This is a genomic window from Lentzea alba (assembly GCF_011067745.1).
Taxonomy (GTDB): Bacteria; Actinomycetota; Actinomycetes; order Mycobacteriales; family Pseudonocardiaceae; genus Lentzea; species Lentzea alba.
This window is the reverse complement of record NZ_JAAMPJ010000003.1, coordinates 1-19,135: the sequence shown is the minus strand read 5'-3', so window position 1 is coordinate 19,135 and position 19,135 is coordinate 1. Positions and strand designations below refer to the sequence as shown.

Here is a 19,135-nt window from a genome sequence, read left to right as displayed (position 1 = left end):
TTCACCCCCGTACCATCGCCGGTCCGGCCTCAAGCGTGACGCCCGATCAGTACCGCTGCCCCACCTCCTCCCGCGCGCTGAACTGAGGCGTCGGGTAGACGGCCACTGCCGGAGGCTCGGCGAACTGGGTGTTGCAGAGGTCGGCGTACCGGCCCTCAGCGGCCATCAGCTCGGTGTGCGTCCCCCGCTCGACGATCTCCCCGTGCTCCATGACCAAGATCTGGTCGGCATTGCGAATGGTCGACAACCGGTGGGCGATCACCAGCGCGGTGCGCCCGTCCAGAGCCTCGGTCAACGCCTCCTGCACGGCGGCCTCGGACTCCGAGTCCAGGTGGGCGGTCGCCTCGTCCAGGATGACGACCCGAGGCTTGGCCAGCAACAACCGGGCGATCGTCAGCCGCTGCCGTTCCCCACCGGACAGCCGGTAGCCGCGCTCCCCGACCACGGTGTCCAGCTGGTCCGGCAGCGACGCGACGAGGTCCAGCAACCGGGCTCGCCGCAGCGAATCCCAGATCTCGTCGTCGGAAGCTCCGGGCGCGGCGTACTCCAGGTTGGCGCGAATGGTGTCGTGGAACAGGTGCCCGTCCTGCGTCACCACGCCGACGGTCGAGCGCAGCGAGTCGAAGGTCAGGTCTCGAACGTCCACATCGGACAGACGAACCGACCCGGAGTCGACGTCGTAAAGGCGCGGCACCAGCGAGGCCAGCGTCGACTTGCCGGCCCCTGACGACCCGACCATGGCCACTAATTGCCCGGCCTCGGCCTTGAAACTGATGCCGTGCAACACCTCTTCACCACCGCGAGTGTCCAAAGTGGCCACCGACTCCAGTGACGCCAGCGACACCTTCTCGGCCGACGGGTACGCGAAGCGGACGTCCTCGAAGGCGACCGACACGGCACCCTCGGGGAGAGACCGAGCATGGGGACGTTCCTGGATCATCGGTTCGAGATCCAGCACCTCGAAGACCCGCTCGAACGACACCAACGCCGTCATCAGGTCGACCCGAGCGTTGGCCAGCGCGGTCAACGGCGCGTACAACCGCGTGAGCAGCAACGCCAGCGAAACCACCGCGCCAGCGGCCAGATGCCCGGTCAGAGCCAGGTAGCCACCCAGCCCGTACACCAGAGCCTGGGCCAGCGCGGACACCAGCGTCAGCCCCGTCATGAACCACCGCGTGGCCATCGCGGTCCGGATGCCGATGTCGCGAACCTGAGCAGCCTTGTCCGAGAACTCCTGCTCCTCCCGGTCCGGCCGCCCGAACAGCTTCACCAGCGTCGCACCGGGCGCCGAGAACCGCTCGGTCGACTGGGTGACCATCGAGGCGTTCAACGTGGAAGCCTCGCGCTGCATGTCCGCCATCCGCTTGCCCATGCGTTTGGCGGGCAGCACGAACACCGGCAGCAGCACCAGCGCCAACGCCGTGACCTGCCACGACAGCGTGAACATGACGCCCAGCGACAACACCAGCTGGATGATGTTCGTGACGAAGCCCGACAGCGTGGAGGTGAACGCGCGCTGCGCGCCGATCACGTCGTTGTTCAGCCGTGAGACCAACGCACCGGTGCGGGTGCGCGTGAAGAAGGCGACCGGCATCTTCTGCACGTGCCCGAACACGGCACGGCGCAAGTCGTAGATCAGCCCCTCACCGATCCGCGTCGACTGCCACCGCTCGACGACCCCCAGCCCGGCGTCGACCACGGCGATCACCGCGATCACCACGGCGAGCCACACCACCACGGACGGCGTGGAGCCGCGGACGATCGCGTCGACCACGCGGCCGGCCAGCAGCGGAGTGGTCACCGCGAGGACCGACGAGATCACCGTCAGCAGCAGGAACACGATCAGCTTCGCGCGGTGCGGCCGGGCGAACGCCAGCACGCGCCGGAAGGTCCCGCGGCGCACCTTGGACGGCGCGTCCGCGGTCGCCCCCATCATGAATCGCCATGAGCTGTAGCCGTCCACGCTGACTAGAACAGCACAGCGGTCTGACAATTCCGTCGCGTGCGGCCAGGAGCGCGGAAAGTTTCAGCTGTGGGCGGACATGGCCGCGAAAGACCGCACCCGACGCAGCTGGGCGGCCCGCTCCAGGGCAAGCTGGTCGGCGAAGGGCACGCCAGAAGCCGCCGACGCCATCAGCGCCAGCGTCTCCGACACCGCGCCCGGAAGTGGCTTCATCACGGCAGCCACCAGCGCGTCGACCGCCGCGTCCAGTCCGTCCAAGGGCGCGACGGAGTTCGCGAGGCCGATCCGCAGCGCCTCCTCGGCCGGAACCCGGCGGGAGGTCACGCACATCTCAGCCGCGCGCGAGTACCCCACGAGGCGCACCAAGGGCAGCGTGCCACCGAGGTCGGGCACCAGACCCAGCCCGGTTTCGGCCATGCAGAACTGCGCGTCCTCGGCGAGCACGCGGAAGTCGCACGCCAGCGCCAACTGGAAGCCGGCGCCGATGGCGTGCCCCTGCACCGCCGCGATCGTCACGCGTGCCGGGTCGCTCAACCACGTGAACCCGGCCTGGTACGACGCGATCCGCGCATCCGCCTCCTCGGCGGACAGCGACAGCAGCGCGCCGAGACCACCGGGCTCGCCGTCGACCGGCTCACCGGTGAACATGCGCCGGTCCAGTCCCGCCGAGAAGGCGCGACCGGAACCCCGGACGACCACGACGCGGACGTCCGGGTCCAGCTGTTCGCCGATGTGCCGCAACGCCTGCCAGGTGGCGGGCGTCTGTGCGTTGAGCACGTCGGGACGATCGAGCGTGACGGTCGCGAGCGGCCCCGAAATCGCGAGCCGAACGCCACCGCGCTCGAGCACACCAGCGTCGATAGCGGGCACTGGCATGGCATACCTCCGGCGAACTAGAAGCTAGTTACCGGAGAGTAGCAGTCTGGGTTGTAGCTACTTCTTCTTCGTCCGGGTGGCGCCACCGCGACCGCGCAGCGTGACGCCGGATTCCGACAGAACCCGGTGCACGAAGCCGTAGGAACGTCCGGTGCTCTCAGCCAAAGCCCGGATGCTCGCGCCCTTTTCGTACTTCTTCTTCAGGTCAGCGGCCAGCTTGTCCCGCGTGGCGCCGGTGATCCGGGCACCCTTCTTCAGGTCAGCCACCTTGTCCCGCCTTCCGTACGAGCAGGTCGGGCCGTTCTACGGCCCCTGTCGTCGCAATGATCGAACAGGAACCGGCAGAACGCCAGGTGATCAAGCAAAGAGATCGCCGAACGGTCGATTCGATCACACTGAGTTGATCATAGAACGCGCTCGGTAATCCTTTGAGGGGTGGAGATCACGCCAGCTGCACGAGCTCGAGGTAGTCCTCGGACCAGTGGTCCTCGGTGCCGTCGGGCAAGAGGATCACGCGCTCGGGCTCCAGCGCCTCGACCGCGCCGGGGTCGTGCGTCACGAGGACGACCGCTCCCTCGTACCGCCGCAACGCGTCGAGCACCTGCTCGCGCGAGGCCGGGTCGAGGTTGTTGGTCGGCTCGTCGAGCAGCAGCACGTTCGCGGCCGACGACACCAGACCGGCCAGCGCGAGCCGGGTCTTCTCGCCACCGGACAGCGTGCCGGCGGGCTGGTCGAGCTGCTCACCGCTGAACAGGAACGTGCCGAGCAACGACCGCAGCCGCTGCTCCTGCTCGTCCGGCGCCATGTGCCGGATGTTCTCCCACACCGACGCGCCGTGGTCGAGCGTCTCGTGCTCCTGCGCGAAGTAGCCGATCTTCAGGCCGTGCCCGGGCACGATCTTGCCCGCGTCCATCTTCTCGCTGCCGCCGAGCAACCGCAGCAGCGTCGTCTTGCCGGCACCGTTGAAGCCGAGCACGACGACGCGGGAACCCTTGTCGATGGCCAGGTCCACGCCGGTGAAGATCTCCAGCGAGCCGTAGGACTTGCTCAGACCCTCTGCCATCAAAGGAGTCTTGCCGCACGCGGCGGGTGCCGGGAAGCTGATCTTCGCGACCTTGTCGCTCTGGCGCACCTCGTCGAGACCGTCGAGCAGCTTCTGCGCGCGCTTCGCCATGTTCTGCGCCGCAACGGCCTTCGTGGCCTTCGCACCCATCTTGGCGGCCTGCGTCATCAGCGCGCCGGCCTTCTTCTCGGCGTTGGCGCGCTCACGGCGACGACGCTTCTCGTCCGTCGCACGGGCTTCGAGGTACTTCTTCCAGCCGAGGTTGTAGATGTCGACCTCGCCGCGAATGGCGTCGAGGAACCACACCTTGTTCACGACGTCGTCGAGCAGCTCCACGTCGTGCGAGATCACCACGAGCCCGCCGTCGTGCGACTTGAGGAACCCGCGCAGCCACGTGATGGAGTCGGCGTCGAGGTGGTTGGTCGGCTCGTCGATCAGCAGGATCGTGCTCGACTTGGCGCCGATGCCGGCCTCGGACGCGGCGAACAGGATGCGAGCCAGCTCGACGCGACGACGCTGACCACCCGACAGCGTGCTCAACGGCTGCGCCAGCACGCGGTCCGGCAGGCCGAGGTTCGAGCAGATGCGGGCGGCCTCGGACTCGGCGGCGTACCCACCGAGCGCGGCGAACCGCTCCTCGAGCTTGCCGTACTTGGTGACGGCGACGTCGAGCTCGGCCGGGTCGACCAGCTCGGCCATCTTCGACTGGGCCTTCTCCATGTCGCGGAGCAGCTGGTCGAGGCCGCGCGCGGACAGCACGCGGTCCTTGGCGATGACGGACAGGTCGCCCTCACGCGGGTCCTGCGGCAGGTAGCCGAGCTCGCCCTTGCGGGTGATGGCGCCGCCGTAGGGCTGGCCCTCACCGGCGAGAACGCGCAGCGAGGTGGTCTTGCCGGCACCGTTGCGGCCCACGAGGCCGATGCGGTCGCCGGGCTGAACGCGCAGGTTGGCGCCACTCACGAGAATGCGTGAGCCCGCGCGCAACTCCATGTCAGTTGCGGTGATCAAGAGAAACTCCGAGCAGTAAAAGATTCCGGGCACGGCAAGGTCGGCACGTCCGGGTCGGCCTACTCGAGGAGGATCACGGGACTCATTCTACGGGATCTGGACCATCGAATTTCCCACCTGTGGCCAGGCGCATAGATTGCCGGCCATGAGCGAAGACTTCTCCGGCAAGGCGGCGCTGGTCACCGGCGCGTCCCGCGGCATCGGCCTCGGCATCGCCCGCGAGCTCCTGTCCCGCGGCGCCGCCGTGACCATCACCGGCCGCAAGGCCGACCAGCTCGCCGAAGCGGTCAAGCAGCTGGAGGCCGACACCGGCGGCCGCGTCCTGGGCCTGCAGGGCAACGCGGGCGACGCCGCCTCCCGCGAAGAGGTCGTCGCGCACACGGTCGAGGAGTTCGGCAGCCTCGACGTGCTGGTCAACAACACCGGCATCAACCCGCAGTTCGGCTTTCTGATGGACGCCGACCTCGACGCCGTGCGGAAGATCTTCGACGTGAACGTCGTGGCAGCACTCGGTTTCACCCAGCTCGCGTGGAAAGCGTGGATGGGCGAGCACGGCGGCGCGGTGGTGAACGTCGCGTCGATCGGCGGCATCCGGTCCACGGGCGTGATCGGCGCGTACGGCGCGTCCAAGGCTGCGCTGATCCGCCTCACCGAGGAACTGGCGTGGCAGCTGGGCCCGAAGGTGCGCGTGAACGCCGTCGCGCCCGCCGTGGTGAAGACCAAGTTCGCCGAGGCGCTGTGGAGCGGGCGCGAGGAAGCCGCCGAGCTCTACCCGATGAAGCGTTTCGGCACGCCTGAGGACGTCGCCTCGCTCGTGGCGTTCCTCTGCTCCGACGCCGCTTCGTGGATCACCGGCGAGACCGTCCGGGTGGACGGCGGCATGCTCGCGACGGGCACGGCGGGCTGAGCAACCTGAGCTGAACCGCACCGGACTGAACCACACGCTCGCGCAGGGGCAGGGCGTCTGCAAGTACTACCAGCTCTTGATCAAATCGCCGCCAACTACACCCAACATGTTCGACAGTTGCCGAACATGACTGAGTCGGGCGCGGTATGGCGGCGAGATCGACAAGGCCACTTGGCAGTAGCGAAGTGCTTGTTGATGTTGGGTTGGTGGTGAGCCTTTTCCAACTTGTTCGTGCTGGTCCGCGATGTTCCCTCACCAGCCGATGGCGAGTTGGTAGCAGAAAACCGCCGACGCAAGCGTTTGCTGATCACGTCAGCTACTACCAACTTCCCTCACCAACACCATGAGAGCGCGACCAGCCCGACACTCCCGTTCCGACGGCATGACCAGCTGAAACAGGATGGAAAAGGCTCAGTACTTGCAGACGCCATCGGCAGCCAGGCGGATCGCCTGACGCTCAGGCAGCACCGACATTTTCGGCCACGCCGAGCACCTCCAGGAACGCCGCGGCCGCCGGCGTCAGCCCGGCCGAGCTCCACACCAGGTGCTCCACCCGCGACGGCCCGTTCGTGATCGGCAGCGTCACCACCCCGCTCAGCTGCGGCGTGTACCGCGACGGCAGCACGGCGATCCCGAGCCCCTCCCGGATCAGGCCGGCCATCAGCTCCGGGGTCGTCACCTCGAACGCCACCTCGCGGTGCACCCCCGCCGCCGCGAACGCCTGATCGGACTGCGTGCGCCCCGGCGACCCGGCCGGGAAGTCGACGAACCACTCCTCCGCGAGCGCCGAGAGATCCGTCTCGGCGCGGCCGGCCAGAGGATGCCCCGCGGCCACCACGGCCACGTGCTCGTCGCGCGCCAGCTCCACCCCGCGCACCCCGAGTGGGGCGGAGCTGGGCGGCAACCCCAGGAACGCCAGATCAAGCGCTCCGTCCCGCACCTGTGAGACGAGCTCGTGGCTGGGCGACATCCGCAACGCGACCCGCACCTGCGGATACCTCTGCCGGAACACCTTCAGCACGGCGGGCAGGTCCACGGCGGCGACCGTCGGGATCACCCCGACCGCGAGTCGCCCGCGCACCTCGCCCACCGCCGCCGCGACCTCGGCCGCCGCCCGTTCCGCGAAGTCGAGGCACTGCCGGGCGGACGGCAGGAACGCCGTGCCCGCCGCGGTCAGCCGGACGCTGCGGCTGGTGCGGTCGAACAGCCGGGCGCCGAGTTCGCGTTCGAGGCGCGCGATCTGGTGACTCAAAGCCGACTGCACGACCAGGCAGCGCCGGGCCGCCTTGGTGAAGCTGCCCGTCTCGGCGACCGCCACCACGTACCTCATCTGCTGGAGCTCCACCGATCTATCTTGAATCACGATGGATCAGATGAAAAGCATGTGTTGGACTCATCGATCGCGTCGCCCAACACTGGATGACGTGAAAACCCGCATCGCACTCGCCGCGTTCGCGCCGGTGGTCTGGGGCTCGACCTACGTGGTCACGACCGAACTGCTGCCGGCCGGGCATCCGCTGTTCGCCGGTCTGCTCCGCGCGCTGCCGGCCGGCCTGATCGCCCTGGCCATCACCCGGACGCTGCCGACCGGCGCCTGGTGGGCCAGGGCCGCCGCACTCGGCGTGCTCAACATCGGCTTGTTCTTCCCGTTCCTGTTCATCGCGGCCGAGCGCCTGCCCGGTGGCGTCGCGGCCACGCTGGGCGCCGCGCAACCGCTGGTGGTGGCGTTGCTGGCGGTGGGGCTGCTGAAGGAGAGCCCGTCGGCGTGGCGGTTCGCGTGGGGTGTGGTCGGTGTCGTCGGCGTCGGACTGGTGGTGCTCGGCCCGGCCGCCGGGTTCGACGTGATCGGCGTGCTGGCCGGCCTGGGTGGCGCCGCGACCATGGCGCTCGGCGTGACGCTGACGAAGAAGTGGGGCAGGCCCGCGAACGTCGGCCCCACGGCGTTCGCCGGCTGGCAGCTGACCGCGGGCGGGCTGTTCCTGGCGCCGGTGACGTTCCTGTTCGAGGGCCCGCCGCCCGCGATCGACCTGGCAGCCGCGATCGGGTACCTGTGGCTCGGCGGCGTCGGCGGACTGCTCGCCTACGTCCTGTGGTTCCGCGCGATCACCACGCTGCCGGTCACGTCGGTCTCGATGCTCGGCCTGCTGTCCCCGATGTCCGCCGCGCTGCTCGGTGTCGTCGTGCTCGGCCAGACGCTGGACGCGCTGCAGCTCACCGGTTTCGCCCTCGCACTGGCCGCGATCGTCGCCGGCCAGCGTCCCGCACCCGTGCTCGCCAAAGGAGCTCTCCAGTGAAGATCGCAGTCATCGGTGCCACGGGCATGGTCGGGTCGCGGGTGGTCGCCGAGGCGGTGCGACGCGGCCACGATGTGATAGCGGTGTTCCGCAGCGACATTTCCTCCACACCAGAAGGAACCCGCGCCGTGCAGGGCGACGCGACCGACCGCGACCTGATGGACGACCTTCTGTCCGAAGTGGACGCTGTCGTCGCCGCCACCCGGCCGCGGCCGGGCGAGGAGGCCACCGTCAGGCCCACGAAAACGATGCTGGACGCCGCACTCGCCACCCGAACCCGGATCCTCGTCGTGGGCGGCGCGGCACCGCTGCGCTCACCGGGCGAAGGTCTCGTGCTCGACGACAGCCGTTACGTGCCAACGGACATCCGGCCGATCGCCGCGGCCAGCGTGCGGCAGTTCGAGGTGTGCCGGTCGCACGCGGCGGACTGGGTCTACCTCAGCCCGCCCGCGCTGCTCGAACCCGGCGAACGCACCGGCAGCTACCGGCGTGGCCAGGACGAGCTGCTCATCGACCCGTCCGGCGCGTCCAGGATCTCCGCGGAGGACCTGGCCGTGGCGGTGCTGGACGAACTCACGACACCAAGCGCGGACCGCCACTTCACGGTCGCGTACTGAGGTCCAGCGTCAGGATGATCTCGCCGTCCTCGTCGGTCTCGCCGTTGGGCACGAACCCGTACCGGCGGTAGAACGGCTCCGGCGAGCCCTCCCCGGGCACGCAGCTCGTGATCAGCTCGGAGGCCCCTTCCGCGCGCAGCAACGCCACGACCTCGTCCAGGATCGCGGTGCCGTACCCGCGGCCCTGCAAGCCCGCGCCCACCAGCAACCGCCACAGGAAGTACGGCCCGCGCAGCTCAGGCCCCGGCGTGAGGTTCCAGCTGAGCATGACGAACCCAACAGGCTCGTCGCCGTCGTAGACCGCGCGGAACCACGGCTTGGCGTCGGGACTTTCCCGCGCGTGCCGGAACGAGTCCTCCACGGACGCGACGAAACGTTCCTGGCCGGGGTGCACGCGCACGGCCATCACGGCGTCGCGGTTGTCGTCGGTGATCTCGACGAGGCGGATCTGAGCGGTCATGCCGAGGATTGTGCCGCTCAGCCGGGCCTCGAGGGCGTGGTCGACGCCGGCGGGACCGAATTGGAGGTCGGTTCCGGCATGTTGGACGGCAGGACCGGCGTCGAGGTGGAGATCGGCGGCGGCTGCGAGGTGCCCGCCGGCGGCGTGTACATCCGGCTGGACTGCGGACCGCTCGGCGGCTGCACCGTGGTCGGCGTCGACTGCATCGAACTCGGGGACGGCACCGTGGTCGTCGGGACCTGCGACGTCGTCGAGGAAGGCCCGGGCGGGGTGGCCGGTTCCGGGGGTGTCGCGGCCGGCAGCACGGCCAGCGCCACGGCCACGACACCCACGGTCGCCAGTCCGGAGCCGACCACCGCGATGGTGCGGCGCCGGGATCGCACGGCCTGGCCGCGCTGGATCAGGTCGGCTGCCGTGGTGGCTCGCGGCGGAGCCCCTTCCGCGTGCAGAGCGGAGAAAGTCGCCCGCAGGTCGTCTTCGCGAACCATCACACCTCCAGCCTCAGATGATCGAACTCAGGCCCCAGTTTGCGCCGCAACGCCTCCAGGCCCTTGCTGCTCTGCGATTTCACCGTGCCCGTGGTGCAGCCCAGTGCCTTCGCCGTCTCCTCGACGCTGAAATCGTGCCAAAAGCGCAGCACGAGGACAGCGCGCTGCCGTGCGGGCACGGCGGTGAGCGCCTGCCACACCACGAGCCTGTCCTCCGCCCCTGCGGCGGAGGACAGGCCCTCTGGGGGTGTGTCAGTCAGCTTCTCCCTGCGCCATCGCACTTTGCGGCGTTCGGCGAGGAACGTCCGCACGACGATCTGACGCAGGTACGGTTCGAGCCCCGACCGGTCGCTGAGCTTCGGACCGGCCAGGTACAGCTTCAAGAACGCCGACTGCATGAGGTCTTCCGCCTCGTGCCAGTTGCCGCACAACAGGAACGCCGTGAAGCGCATCGAGTCGGCGCACCGGTCGAAGCAGTCGGTGAACTCGGCCTCCCAGTTCAGGGGTGACTCCTACTTGGCAGGGGCAGACGACACCGGCGGCGTCGTCGCGGGGTACGAGGGCCCCCCGGTGTTGGTCGGCAGCGGCGGCGTGGTGGCGATCGACGTCGGCTTAGGCGGCGTCGAGTTCGGCGACGGCGTCGTCCAGGTCGTCGGCGGGTAGGGCGGCGTCGAGATCGCCGACGTGGGCGACGGGTGGGCCGGCGTCGACGACGCCCACGTGGGCGGCGGCGTGGTCGGCGGGTGGGTCACGGTGGACGACGGTGCTCCCGGCGAGGTCGAGATCGTGTTCGACGGCGGCTGCGGAGCCGAGCTCGTGGGCGTTGCGGGGTTGCCGCCGCCGCTCAGCGCCAGCGCGGGCACCGCGATGCCGACGGCACCCAGCGCCACGGCTCCGGCCACGATCACCATTCGTTTGCGCACTTGCAGCTCCAGCAGGGTTCAGTGGCGCCCTCTTCAGGCACCCTCACCCGTATCCATGCGGTCGGCGTCCGGTCCGGTTGCCCGTGTGTCCTGGATCACGATCTCGACGCACCGGGCCCGTTCAGCGGCCTCGTCCAGGACCGTCCGCCGGGGTTCGGGGACGTCCAGGACGCGATCTTCGGCCATCGAGAAGACGTCTCGAAGCCTGCGGTCGTTGCGCAGGACGTCCAGCGCCTGCCAGTCACCGCCGAGCACGACGCTGTCCAGTTGGGCGAGCCTCGGAACCAGCACGCGGAACACGTCGTCCGCGGCAGCCTGGAGCGCGACGCGGGCCTGGCCCTCGCGGCGCCGGGCGAACCGCTGCTGCGACCAGCCGCCGGCCCTGATGCGGCCGTGCACCTGTTTGCGGTCGGTCGCGGAGACCTCGACCTTGCCGCCGAACGCCACGCCGACGCTGTGCCCGCCGAGCCGCACGAGCACGAGGCCGATCCGGCGCGGTTCGATGAGGTTTTCGAGCACCTCTTCTACAGAGGCACCACCGCGCGTCCTGAACGTGGCCGTCGCGCCGTCCGCGGCGGTGATCTCGACCTCATCTTCGGCGACCCGGACGTCGACGGCACCGTGCCGGTCGGCGAAGCGGCCGATCCACCCCTGGACGCGTTCCGGTTCGACCTCGACGGCCCGGCCACCGGGGACCGGCCGCACCCGGCTCATCTGACGGCCACCCACACCGGCACGCGGTGGCCGCTCTCCCCCGGAGCGAGCCGCTGGACCGTCGAGAACCCGGCGGCGTGCAGCCCGTGCTCCATCTCGGCGGCGGAGAGCACCCTGTGGCGCGTGGAGGCCGTTCCGGAGATCTCCCACCCCGAGGTACCCCGCAGCAGCGTTACGACCTCCAGGCCGTACGACAGGCCGTCGGGAGCCCATTCCCAGAGCTGCACGGTGACCCGGTCCCCGTTGACCTTCGGTGGCGGCGCCGTGGGCCGCAGCGCGCCGAGCCGGTCGAGCTCCGGAACCGCGGCCACCAGGACCCCGCCGGGCCGCAGCGACGCGTGGGCGAGCAGGAGGATGTTCGAAAGGGACTCCTCGTGCGCCAGCCTGGGCAGGAGGTCGTCCGTCGCGCGCACCGCGTCCACCTGGACGCCGGGCACCACGTCCAGAAGGTCCACCACCGCGTGCGGACCGGGCCCGAGCACCGCACCGGCCACCGATGTCAGCACGTCGAGGTCGTTCACCGGACACACACTAGAGCCATCTCGATACGAGGCGTGAACTGCACACGGATGTTACTGATCGGTTCGAAATGCTTGACAGATGAGTCTCGAAAGCGTGAACTCATCAACCGTATGGATTAACCATTGACTCCATCCGGCTCCGACCAGCGATGTTCACGGACGGGTAGGGTCACTGGGGCGTGATCTTATGACAGCGGGGAGTCACCATGACCACTGCTGCCGGTCGACCAACACTGACCGTTGACGACACTGACTCAACGGGCCACGGCAGCCTTACGCAGCTCTTGACGACGGGACCGTTCCCGGAAGCGTTGAGGGCTGCCATCAAGGCGAGCCGTCTCAGCCTCGACCGCATCCAGCACCGGTTGGCACTGCGCGGCGTGACCATCAGCGTCGCGACGCTCAGCTACTGGCAGTCAGGACGGCGAAGGCCTGAACGCCCTGAATCACTGGAGGCGCTGCGGCACCTCGAGTCGGTCCTGGGCGTGCCTCAGTCGGGTCTGTCGGCGCTGCTCGGCCCACCTCGTCCGCGAGGCCGCCGTTGCCGCCCGACGACGATGATGCCGATCGACGCGCTCTGGGCGCGTCGGGAGCGGGTCGCGAACCTGCTCTCGAAGGTCGACACGTCCTCTGACCTGAAGCTCGGCAGGATCAGTCAGCACGACCGCATCGAGATCTCTGCCGACGGCGGGCAGAAATCCGTGTGGGTGCGGCAGATCCTGCGGGCCGAGCAGGACGGGCCGGACCGCTGGGCGCTCGTGTTCGAGACCGAGGAGTCGGACGTGCTCCCCGAGATCGTGAACGTGCGCAACTGCCACCTGGGACGGATCGCACGCGACCACGAAGCCAACATCATGGTCGCCGAGATGATGTTCGAACGCCCGTTGACCCGCGGCGAGACCCTCATCATGGAATACCAGCTGGTGTTCCCCGAGGGCCACGCACCGAAGGGCAACAACACGTTCGCGCGCAAGTTCCGCCTCCCGGTCCGCGAGTACGTCATCGAGGTCCGCTTCGAGGAGTCGAACCTGCCCTCGCGCGTGCAGCAGTACAGCGTGCCGGCGGGCGACGAGACGCCTTCGCGGCGCCGCAACCTCACCCTGGACTCGGGCGGCGGCGTGCACGCCGTGGCACTCGGGTTCGGTCCGGGTGTGTTCGGCATCCGCTGGGAGTGGCCGAACCGCTAGCCGTTCGCCAGCACGAAGTTCTTGGTACGACGAGAAAGGCCCCCGGCTCGCGAGCCGGGGGCCTTTCCTCTGTCAGCTAGCTCGTCACACCCAGCCGGCGACGTGCAGCGTCACGGAGCGGATGGAACCGCGGTCCGAGCCCACCACGTCGGCGACCTTGAACACCCAGGTGCCGTCCGCCGGGTCCGCCGTCAACGCGGACAGCGGGGAGCCCGCCTTCCACGACCCGGTGAACGGCGCGTCGCCGCTCAGCACGGACGAGAACGCCCGCGTGGCCGAGTCGTCGAACACGGCCTGGCAGATGTTGTTGCCCGTGTTGCCGGCCCGCGAGAACAGCGTGACCGACTTGCCCGACGGCGAGGTGAGCGTGCCCACCAGGTCACCGACGAAGGTGTGGTCGATGCCCACCGTCGTAGCGCCTTCCGTCGTCGAGCAGGTCGCGCCGTCCACCGAGAACTTCAGGTTCGACGCCGCACCGACACCGGACACCGGCAGGGAGATGGAGACACCCGTCTGGTCGTTGTCCGGGATGGCCACCGGAGCACCGGTGTAGGCGAACGTCTTGAAGTCACGCGCCGGCTCACCCACGCGCATGGCGAACGAGGCCGTCGTCGGCGACGTCGAACCCGCGTAGGTCACGCGTGCGTCGAGGCGCACCGCCGTACCGAGACCGGCCGACGCCGGGATGGTCACCTTGAAGGTGTTGCTGACGGTCTGACCGGCGTCGATGTTGCCGTAGTACTTCGACCGCGGCGCGATGGTCACGCCGGCGGCCGGCGTCGACAGCACGACCGAGGTCGACGACGCGGTGCCGTCACCGTTGTTGGCGACAGGAAGCGTCACCGTGGACGTGGTGCCCGGCTTGAAGAAAGCGCTTCCGTCAGCGTCGTTCACGATCGTCGGACGCTGCGCGCGAGCCAGTGCCTGAGGCGACGCGCCGGTGTAGGCGAGAGCCTTGTCGGCCATCACGATGCCGGCCCCGGTGCGGTTGTCCACACCGGACTCGACGATGTCGATCGCCGTGGTGACAAGGGCTTCCTTGACCTCGGCGGGCTTGAGCGTCGGGTTGCCGGACAGGATCAGACCGGCGATCGCGGCGGCGTTCGGAGCTGAAGCAGACGTGCCGAAGAACGGCGCGAAGCCCGGCACCGACGTGGTCACGCCGTCGGCCGCGGTGATGTCCGGCTTCTGCCGGGTCTCGGCGAGCGGCGTTCCGTCGGGCGCGAAGAACGTCTTGCGCGGTCCGTCGGAGGTGAAGCGCTCCGGCTTCTGCGTGCTGTCGTAGGCGTTCGGGTACGGGCCCTTGGGGTTGGCCGGGTCACCGGGCTCCAGGTCGAACGGCAGCGCCGCGGCGGCAGGAGCGGCCGCGACCGAGATCGCGCCCTTGGCGGCCGAGTGACCGCGGGTCATGCCGGGCGTGACGAACTTCTTGAGGCCGTCGTTGGAGTCGGCGAACCGTCCACCGAACAGCGACAGGGCGAAGTACTTGTCCTCACCGCGGAACTTCACGACCGCGAGACGCGTGCCCGTGGACGTGCTCGGCGTGTTGATCCGCTCGAACGGGTCCTGCGCGCCGTCCTGGTTGTTCTGGCTGAAGGTGACAACGTTGCCCTGGGCGTTGACCAGGTACAGGTCGTAGTCGTTGAACGACTGACCCAGCGGGTCGGCCCAGTGCAGCGTCACGGGGGTGTCGCCCGAGTAGTTCGACAGCGGGTTGAACAGCTGCTTGGCGTTCGGGTCCGGGTTGAAGTCGTGCGCGGTACCGGCGAACTTGCCGACGCCCACGCCCGAGTCGACGAACTGGCCCTCGTAGTGGCCCGAGGTGCCGTCCGCGACGTTGCCCTGGTTGCCGGCGCTGGAGAAGAACATCGCGCCGTCCGCGGCGACCGCGTCCACGGCGCGCGCGATGATGCCGTCCTGGAACGGCGACTCGTTGAAGTAGATGACGTCGTCGACGATGACGTCGCAGCCGAGCTCGAAGCGCAGCTTCTTGATGTTGTCGGCGAAGCTCGCGTCACCGTTGAACGCCGTGGCGAAGCCGAGTTCGGCGCTGGGCGCGAGGTCGTGCAGGATCTCGAGCATCGCGGTGCCCTCGTCACCGGAACCCGCCTGCCCCGGCAGGACGTCGACGGCCGGCAGCTCACCCGCGGCCTGCGACACGGCCAGTGAGTTCACGCCGTCGGAGAGCGCGCAGAGCTTCACGCCGACACCGGTCACGCGGAAGCTTCCCCGCGCGGCCTCGGCGTTGTGGGCCTTGTCGCTCTCGGCGACCTTGGCCGCCTGCACGGACAGCTGCTTCTCGGAGAGCCTGCGCTCGATTTCCTTGGCTTTGTCCTCTTTGGACGGAACCTGCTTGCGGCTCTTGTTGTCCCGCTTGTTCTTCAGGTCCTGCGTCATCGCGTCGCTGCCCGGCTCGACGCGCGTGACGTCGTTGCGTCCGGCAATCTCCGCGAGCTTCGCGACCGGAACCTCGGCGCGCACGGTGCGGTGCTCGGCGGACACGGCCCGGATCTGTCCACCCGCCGCGCGGACAGCGTTGACCAGGTCCTCGGAGTACTGCTTGGCGCGGATGTCCACAAGGGTGGTGGACCGCGGCGTCACGGCAACGCCGGTCTGCACCTGCGGCAGGGCACTCATCGTCCCAGTCTGGACGCGCTTGCGCGCCTCCACGACGAGCGCGCTGTCCACTTTGGACTCAGCTGGGGTGAGCGACTTCTTGACGCTCTGCAGCGCGGCGATCTGGGCCGCGGTGCGGTCGGTGATGGTCTTCGCCGCCTTGACCGGGTCCGCGGACGCCGGCGTGACAGCGGTGAGTGCGGCCAGAAGGACTGCGGTTCCTGCGGTGACTAACGACGTGCCTCTTCGAGATCGGCGCACAGGGCTTCTCCCCCGAACGTTGGCGTGCCCCGGAACGATCCCCCTGGGCACGCGGCCTGCGGCCGGATGATCCCGGCCGAGGCGTCAACGTATGGCGCACGACTGATCACAGTCAGCATCCGATTGGGCTACTTCTCACTTAGCAGACACAATCACAGTTCACAGAACAAACGCGTCAGTCCACAACTGACCCGTCCGCCCGGAAAGTGCTTCCAGCAGTGCGGCGGCCTGGTTGTCGGTCAGCGACGCGATGAAGTCGACCACCGCCCGCCCGCGCGCCAACCCCCTGACGACATCGGGCCCGACCGGCAGCTCACCGGTAGGACCGACCAATGTGGACGGCTCCGTCCGGGCGAGCGCCGCGTACTCCGTTTCGGCCAGCTCCACCAGATCGTGCAACCGGCGCGGCAACCGGTCCGCCTCCGTCCGATCGGTGACCCACTGCTCCAACGCGTCCACCAACGACGTGAGCAACCGCGCCTGCCCTCGTTGGTGCAACGCGAGATCCGGCCGCAGCAACACAAAACGCCGATGTACGAACTTCAACACCTGAACTTCGTGCCACTGCTGGACGGCCAGCACGACGTGACCGGACCGCGGCGTCGGCTCCTCGATGACCCCGACCGCGTCCACCAGCCGGCGCGTCCACCGCGCGCTGAAACCGGCCACCGCCTGCTCCGCCTCGACCGACCCGTCGAACGGCACCGCCAGCAACCCGTCGACCAGCTCCTTGTTCACCTTCCGCACCGCCAGCGCGAACGCCTCGTCGCTCATCACCCACGAGTCCTTGAAGTGCATGCGCCGGCGCAACGTCTCCAACGACCGCCCCGGCATCCGGATCTCCGCGCCGAGCTCGGCGTCGCTGAGGCCGGCGAGGTCGAGCGCCTGCGCCTGCCACGTCCCGAGCTCGGCCGCGACCGTCGCGTGCTGCAACACCCCGACCCGGTGGAAGTCCTCCAGATCGTGAATCGCGTACGCGATGTCGTCCGCGGTGTCCATTACGCTCGCCTCGACGGTCTGCTGCCACGACTCGACCCGCCCCTCGAACGGCTCGCGCGCCTGCCGCAGATCGTTGATCTCCGTGACGTAAGCCGAGAACTTCGAGCTACCGGTCCCCGGCATGTCGTCGGGCGCGGACGCACCACGCGGCGCCACCGCGAGGTCGAGCGGCTGATGACGCGTCCACGGGTACTTCAACATCGCCGCCCGCACCGCCACGGTCAGGTCGAGCCCGAGCGCCTTGGGCCCCCGCACATCCGTCGTCGTGACGATCCGGAACGACTGCGCGTTGCCCTCGAACCCGTCCGGCAACCCGAACCGGTGCCGCGCCAGCCGATCCAGCACCTGCTCGCCGAGGTGTCCGAACGGCGGGTGCCCCAGGTCGTGGGCGAGCGCCGCCGCCTCCACCACGTCGGGATCACATCCGCCGAGCTTCTCGAGCACCGCGGTCAGCTCGGGCCGGCTGGTCAGCCGCTCCGCGATCGCGCGCGCGGCCTGGGCGACCTTCAGGCTGTGGGTGAGCCGGTTGTGCACGAGCAGCCCGGAGCCCGTCGAGCTGACGACCTGCGTGACGCCGCCGAGCCTCGCGAAGAACGGCGAGCTCGCCACCCGGTCGCGGTCGATCCGGAACGGGTTCGTGGCGAGGTCGGCCGTCCTGCCCACACCGGCTGACCGGCGGGCGGTGCGTTGCTCGTTGTGCATGGGACAGAAGGTACCGGGCAGCCACGAGCCTCCGGCGCCCCACGCGTCTTCCTCATTGCGCGGCGAAGATGACCATGGTTTTGTGACACCTCCCAGGTAGCGGAAATAACTACTAGAGGGAGCAGGGGCCGAATCAGGGCACTGTTCACCCGGTCGAGTGAGCGTCCACCGGACAGCGCCAGCTCACTGCGGAGTCGGCAGGTAGTGCAGTGCCGCGGGGCCCCAGCCGGTCGGGTCGTCGCCGAGTGGCACCATCGCCAGGGCCTGCCAGAGCAGGACGACGTCCCACCACTTCGCCTCGGCCGGGGTCAGGGCGCGCACGGACCGGTAGCCGGCGAGGAACTCCGCGTGGACCTCGGCCGGCACCGGGCCCCAGTCGTGGAAGCGGGTGCCGAGCAGGACCGCTGATCGTGCGAGCTCGACGATCCGGTGGTCGAACCTGGCCTCCTCGAAGTCGATGACCGCGGCCACCTCGGTTCCGGAGCACAGGACGTTGGCGGAGCGGAAGTCGTGGTGGCCGAGCTGCAGCGGGAGTTCACCGGGCGGCGCTTCGGCTACCAGGCGCCGGAGCGTGTCGCGAGCTTTCGCGGGAACGGACTCGGCAGCGGAGTCGAGCCAGTCGGCGATCCGGACGTTCAACGGCGGCAACGGACCCCAGGGCATGGCGGCTCGCTCAGCATCGGGATAGCGGGCAAGCCCGTCCTGCAACCGGGCCAGGACCGCCCCGGCCTCTCGGACCTGGTGTGGATCGCCGACGTCGAGCAGGTCACCTTCGATCTCCCGCTGCAAGGACATCGAAGCGCCGTCGGCCTCGACCTGCTGACGGCCGTCCAGCGCGGGAAGTGGCACCGAGACCGGCAGGCCTTGACCGTCGAGCCAGTGCGTGAGCCGGGCGAGCTCCGCCAGGCGTTCGAAGAGCCACGGCACGACCGACCACTTCGCCAGCAGCCGGCCGGACGACGTGCCGACCCAGGCCAGCGCGTTGTGGTCACTGATCACGATCCGCTCGCACGAGTGGATCCGGACACCCCAATGTTCGTTCAGCTGGGCAGCGACCCAGTGCACGGCCGCTTCCTCGTCGCCGAAGCCGAACCTTTCGCCGAGCGCGCCGAGAGGGTCGTGCGGTTCCCACAACATCTCGAGCACTGGCGCGCGCAAATTGGTCACACGTCCTTTATGCCACAAAAACAGAAGCCCCCGAGGGGAACGCTTGTGGCGCTCGACCCTCAGGGGCTTCTGTACGTAAGTTCGGCGGCGACCTACTCTCCCACACCGTAACCAGTGCAGTACCATCGGCGCAGAAGGGCTTAACTACCGGGTTCGGAATGGGACCGGGTGTTTCCCCAACGCTATAACCACCGAAACACTATGAAATTACAACCAGCAACCCCGCAGGGTCGCGATCGGTCCTGGTTGTTCTTCCAGAACCGCACAGTGGATGCGTAGCGTCTTTGTAACAAGTCCTCGGCCTATTAGTACCAGTCAGCTCCAACCGTTACCGGTCTTCCACCTCTGGCCTATCAACCCAGTGGTCTA

At 68.9% G+C, this 19,135-nt stretch carries 18 protein-coding genes and 2 rRNA genes; 4 read left to right on the top strand and 16 right to left on the bottom strand.

Features of this window, described 5'->3' with window-relative positions; genetic code table 11:
* Nucleotides 1-46: 46 nt before the first annotated feature.
* The 4 genes from G7043_RS12490 to G7043_RS12475 all read right to left on the bottom strand — a co-directional run bounded on the left by G7043_RS12490 (nucleotide 47) and on the right by G7043_RS12475 (nucleotide 4,910).
* A complete protein-coding gene (locus tag G7043_RS12490) occupies nucleotides 47-1,936 on the bottom strand; it encodes an ABC transporter ATP-binding protein (RefSeq protein ID WP_166046332.1) in 1,890 nt (629 codons plus the stop codon).
* A gap of 90 nt (nucleotides 1,937-2,026) precedes the next feature.
* Nucleotides 2,027-2,839 (bottom strand): enoyl-CoA hydratase/isomerase family protein, encoded by an 813-nt coding sequence (locus G7043_RS12485; protein WP_166045782.1) that lies wholly within the window; start codon nucleotides 2,837-2,839, stop codon nucleotides 2,027-2,029.
* Between the two features lie 57 nt (nucleotides 2,840-2,896).
* Nucleotides 2,897-3,106: a helix-turn-helix domain-containing protein gene (locus G7043_RS12480; protein WP_030473247.1), complete on the bottom strand. Its 210-nt coding sequence runs from the start codon at nucleotides 3,104-3,106 to the stop codon at nucleotides 2,897-2,899.
* Between the two features lie 175 nt (nucleotides 3,107-3,281).
* Nucleotides 3,282-4,910, bottom strand: a complete 1,629-nt coding sequence (locus G7043_RS12475; protein WP_166045781.1) for an ABC-F family ATP-binding cassette domain-containing protein — start codon at nucleotides 4,908-4,910, stop codon at nucleotides 3,282-3,284.
* 145 nt (nucleotides 4,911-5,055) lie between these two features.
* Between G7043_RS12475 and G7043_RS12470 the strand changes: the two genes are divergently transcribed.
* Nucleotides 5,056-5,817 (top strand): SDR family oxidoreductase, encoded by a 762-nt coding sequence (locus G7043_RS12470; RefSeq protein WP_166045780.1) that lies wholly within the window; start codon nucleotides 5,056-5,058, stop codon nucleotides 5,815-5,817.
* Between the two features lie 457 nt (nucleotides 5,818-6,274).
* Here G7043_RS12470 and G7043_RS12465 read toward each other — a convergent pair whose 3' ends face one another.
* Nucleotides 6,275-7,162 (bottom strand): LysR family transcriptional regulator, encoded by an 888-nt coding sequence (locus G7043_RS12465; protein WP_166045779.1) that lies wholly within the window; start codon nucleotides 7,160-7,162, stop codon nucleotides 6,275-6,277.
* A gap of 37 nt (nucleotides 7,163-7,199) precedes the next feature.
* Between G7043_RS12465 and G7043_RS12460 the strand changes: the two genes are divergently transcribed.
* Nucleotides 7,200-8,111: an EamA family transporter gene (locus G7043_RS12460; RefSeq protein WP_166046331.1), complete on the top strand. Its 912-nt coding sequence runs from the start codon at nucleotides 7,200-7,202 to the stop codon at nucleotides 8,109-8,111.
* A complete protein-coding gene (locus G7043_RS12455) occupies nucleotides 8,108-8,728 on the top strand; it encodes an NAD(P)-dependent oxidoreductase (protein WP_166045778.1) in 621 nt (206 codons plus the stop codon). Before G7043_RS12460 ends, G7043_RS12455 begins: the two co-directional genes overlap by 4 nt.
* Here the strand turns inward: G7043_RS12455 and G7043_RS12450 are convergent.
* From G7043_RS12450 to G7043_RS12425, 6 genes are read right to left on the bottom strand one after another with little or no spacing between them, the layout of a single operon-like run.
* Nucleotides 8,712-9,188 (bottom strand): GNAT family N-acetyltransferase, encoded by a 477-nt coding sequence (locus tag G7043_RS12450; protein ID WP_207311114.1) that lies wholly within the window; start codon nucleotides 9,186-9,188, stop codon nucleotides 8,712-8,714. The genes G7043_RS12455 and G7043_RS12450 overlap by 17 nt on opposite strands.
* 17 nt (nucleotides 9,189-9,205) lie before the next feature.
* Nucleotides 9,206-9,676 (bottom strand): hypothetical protein, encoded by a 471-nt coding sequence (locus G7043_RS12445; RefSeq protein WP_166045777.1) that lies wholly within the window; start codon nucleotides 9,674-9,676, stop codon nucleotides 9,206-9,208.
* Nucleotides 9,676-10,179, bottom strand: a complete 504-nt coding sequence (locus G7043_RS12440) for a SigE family RNA polymerase sigma factor (protein ID WP_166046329.1) — start codon at nucleotides 10,177-10,179, stop codon at nucleotides 9,676-9,678. Before G7043_RS12440 ends, G7043_RS12445 begins: the two co-directional genes overlap by 1 nt.
* Nucleotides 10,180-10,188: 9 nt before the next feature.
* Complete coding sequence (locus tag G7043_RS12435; protein WP_166045776.1) at nucleotides 10,189-10,599, bottom strand: hypothetical protein; 411 nt, start codon at nucleotides 10,597-10,599, stop codon at nucleotides 10,189-10,191.
* A 33-nt stretch (nucleotides 10,600-10,632) separates the two neighbouring features.
* Nucleotides 10,633-11,313: an acVLRF1 family peptidyl-tRNA hydrolase gene (locus tag G7043_RS12430; RefSeq protein WP_166045775.1), complete on the bottom strand. Its 681-nt coding sequence runs from the start codon at nucleotides 11,311-11,313 to the stop codon at nucleotides 10,633-10,635.
* On the bottom strand, nucleotides 11,310-11,834 hold the full coding sequence (locus G7043_RS12425) for a hypothetical protein (protein WP_313887827.1): 525 nt from the start codon (nucleotides 11,832-11,834) through the stop codon (nucleotides 11,310-11,312). The genes G7043_RS12430 and G7043_RS12425 overlap by 4 nt, the downstream gene beginning before the upstream one ends.
* Nucleotides 11,835-12,118: 284 nt before the next feature.
* Between G7043_RS12425 and G7043_RS12420 the strand changes: the two genes are divergently transcribed.
* Nucleotides 12,119-13,021: a hypothetical protein gene (locus tag G7043_RS12420; protein WP_242642231.1), complete on the top strand. Its 903-nt coding sequence runs from the start codon at nucleotides 12,119-12,121 to the stop codon at nucleotides 13,019-13,021.
* A gap of 84 nt (nucleotides 13,022-13,105) precedes the next feature.
* On the opposite strand, the gene G7043_RS12415 is transcribed toward G7043_RS12420, so the two are convergent.
* The 5 genes from G7043_RS12415 to G7043_RS12395 form a co-directional block, all read right to left on the bottom strand.
* A complete protein-coding gene (locus G7043_RS12415; protein WP_166045773.1) occupies nucleotides 13,106-15,898 on the bottom strand; it encodes a S8 family serine peptidase in 2,793 nt (930 codons plus the stop codon).
* 159 nt (nucleotides 15,899-16,057) lie between these two features.
* Nucleotides 16,058-17,599 carry a deoxyguanosinetriphosphate triphosphohydrolase family protein gene (locus tag G7043_RS12410; RefSeq protein ID WP_166045772.1) on the bottom strand — a complete coding sequence of 514 codons (1,542 nt, stop codon included), beginning with the start codon at nucleotides 17,597-17,599 and terminating at the stop codon, nucleotides 16,058-16,060.
* A gap of 183 nt (nucleotides 17,600-17,782) precedes the next feature.
* Nucleotides 17,783-18,766, bottom strand: a complete 984-nt coding sequence (locus G7043_RS12405; RefSeq protein ID WP_166045771.1) for a phosphotransferase — start codon at nucleotides 18,764-18,766, stop codon at nucleotides 17,783-17,785.
* A 79-nt stretch (nucleotides 18,767-18,845) separates the two neighbouring features.
* Nucleotides 18,846-18,962: ribosomal RNA gene (rrf, locus tag G7043_RS12400) — 5S ribosomal RNA — on the bottom strand.
* Nucleotides 18,963-19,051: 89 nt separating this feature from the next.
* Nucleotides 19,052-19,135: ribosomal RNA gene (locus tag G7043_RS12395) — 23S ribosomal RNA — on the bottom strand; the annotation flags it as partial.

Excerpts from the sequence above, each read along its gene's own strand:
- G7043_RS12490 (WP_166046332.1), bottom strand. The coding sequence starts at position 1,936 with ATGATGGGGGCGACCGCGGACGCGCCGTCCAAGGTGCGCCGCGGGACC.
- G7043_RS12485 (WP_166045782.1), bottom strand. The coding sequence starts at position 2,839 with ATGCCAGTGCCCGCTATCGACGCTGGTGTGCTCGAGCGCGGTGGCGTT.
- G7043_RS12470 (WP_166045780.1), top strand. The coding sequence starts at position 5,056 with ATGAGCGAAGACTTCTCCGGCAAGGCGGCGCTGGTCACCGGCGCGTCC.
- G7043_RS12460 (WP_166046331.1), top strand. The coding sequence starts at position 7,200 with ATGTGTTGGACTCATCGATCGCGTCGCCCAACACTGGATGACGTGAAA.
- G7043_RS12450 (WP_207311114.1), bottom strand. The coding sequence starts at position 9,188 with ATGACCGCTCAGATCCGCCTCGTCGAGATCACCGACGACAACCGCGAC.
- G7043_RS12445 (WP_166045777.1), bottom strand. The coding sequence starts at position 9,676 with ATGGTTCGCGAAGACGACCTGCGGGCGACTTTCTCCGCTCTGCACGCG.
- G7043_RS12430 (WP_166045775.1), bottom strand. The coding sequence starts at position 11,313 with ATGAGCCGGGTGCGGCCGGTCCCCGGTGGCCGGGCCGTCGAGGTCGAA.
- G7043_RS12410 (WP_166045772.1), bottom strand. The coding sequence starts at position 17,599 with ATGCACAACGAGCAACGCACCGCCCGCCGGTCAGCCGGTGTGGGCAGG.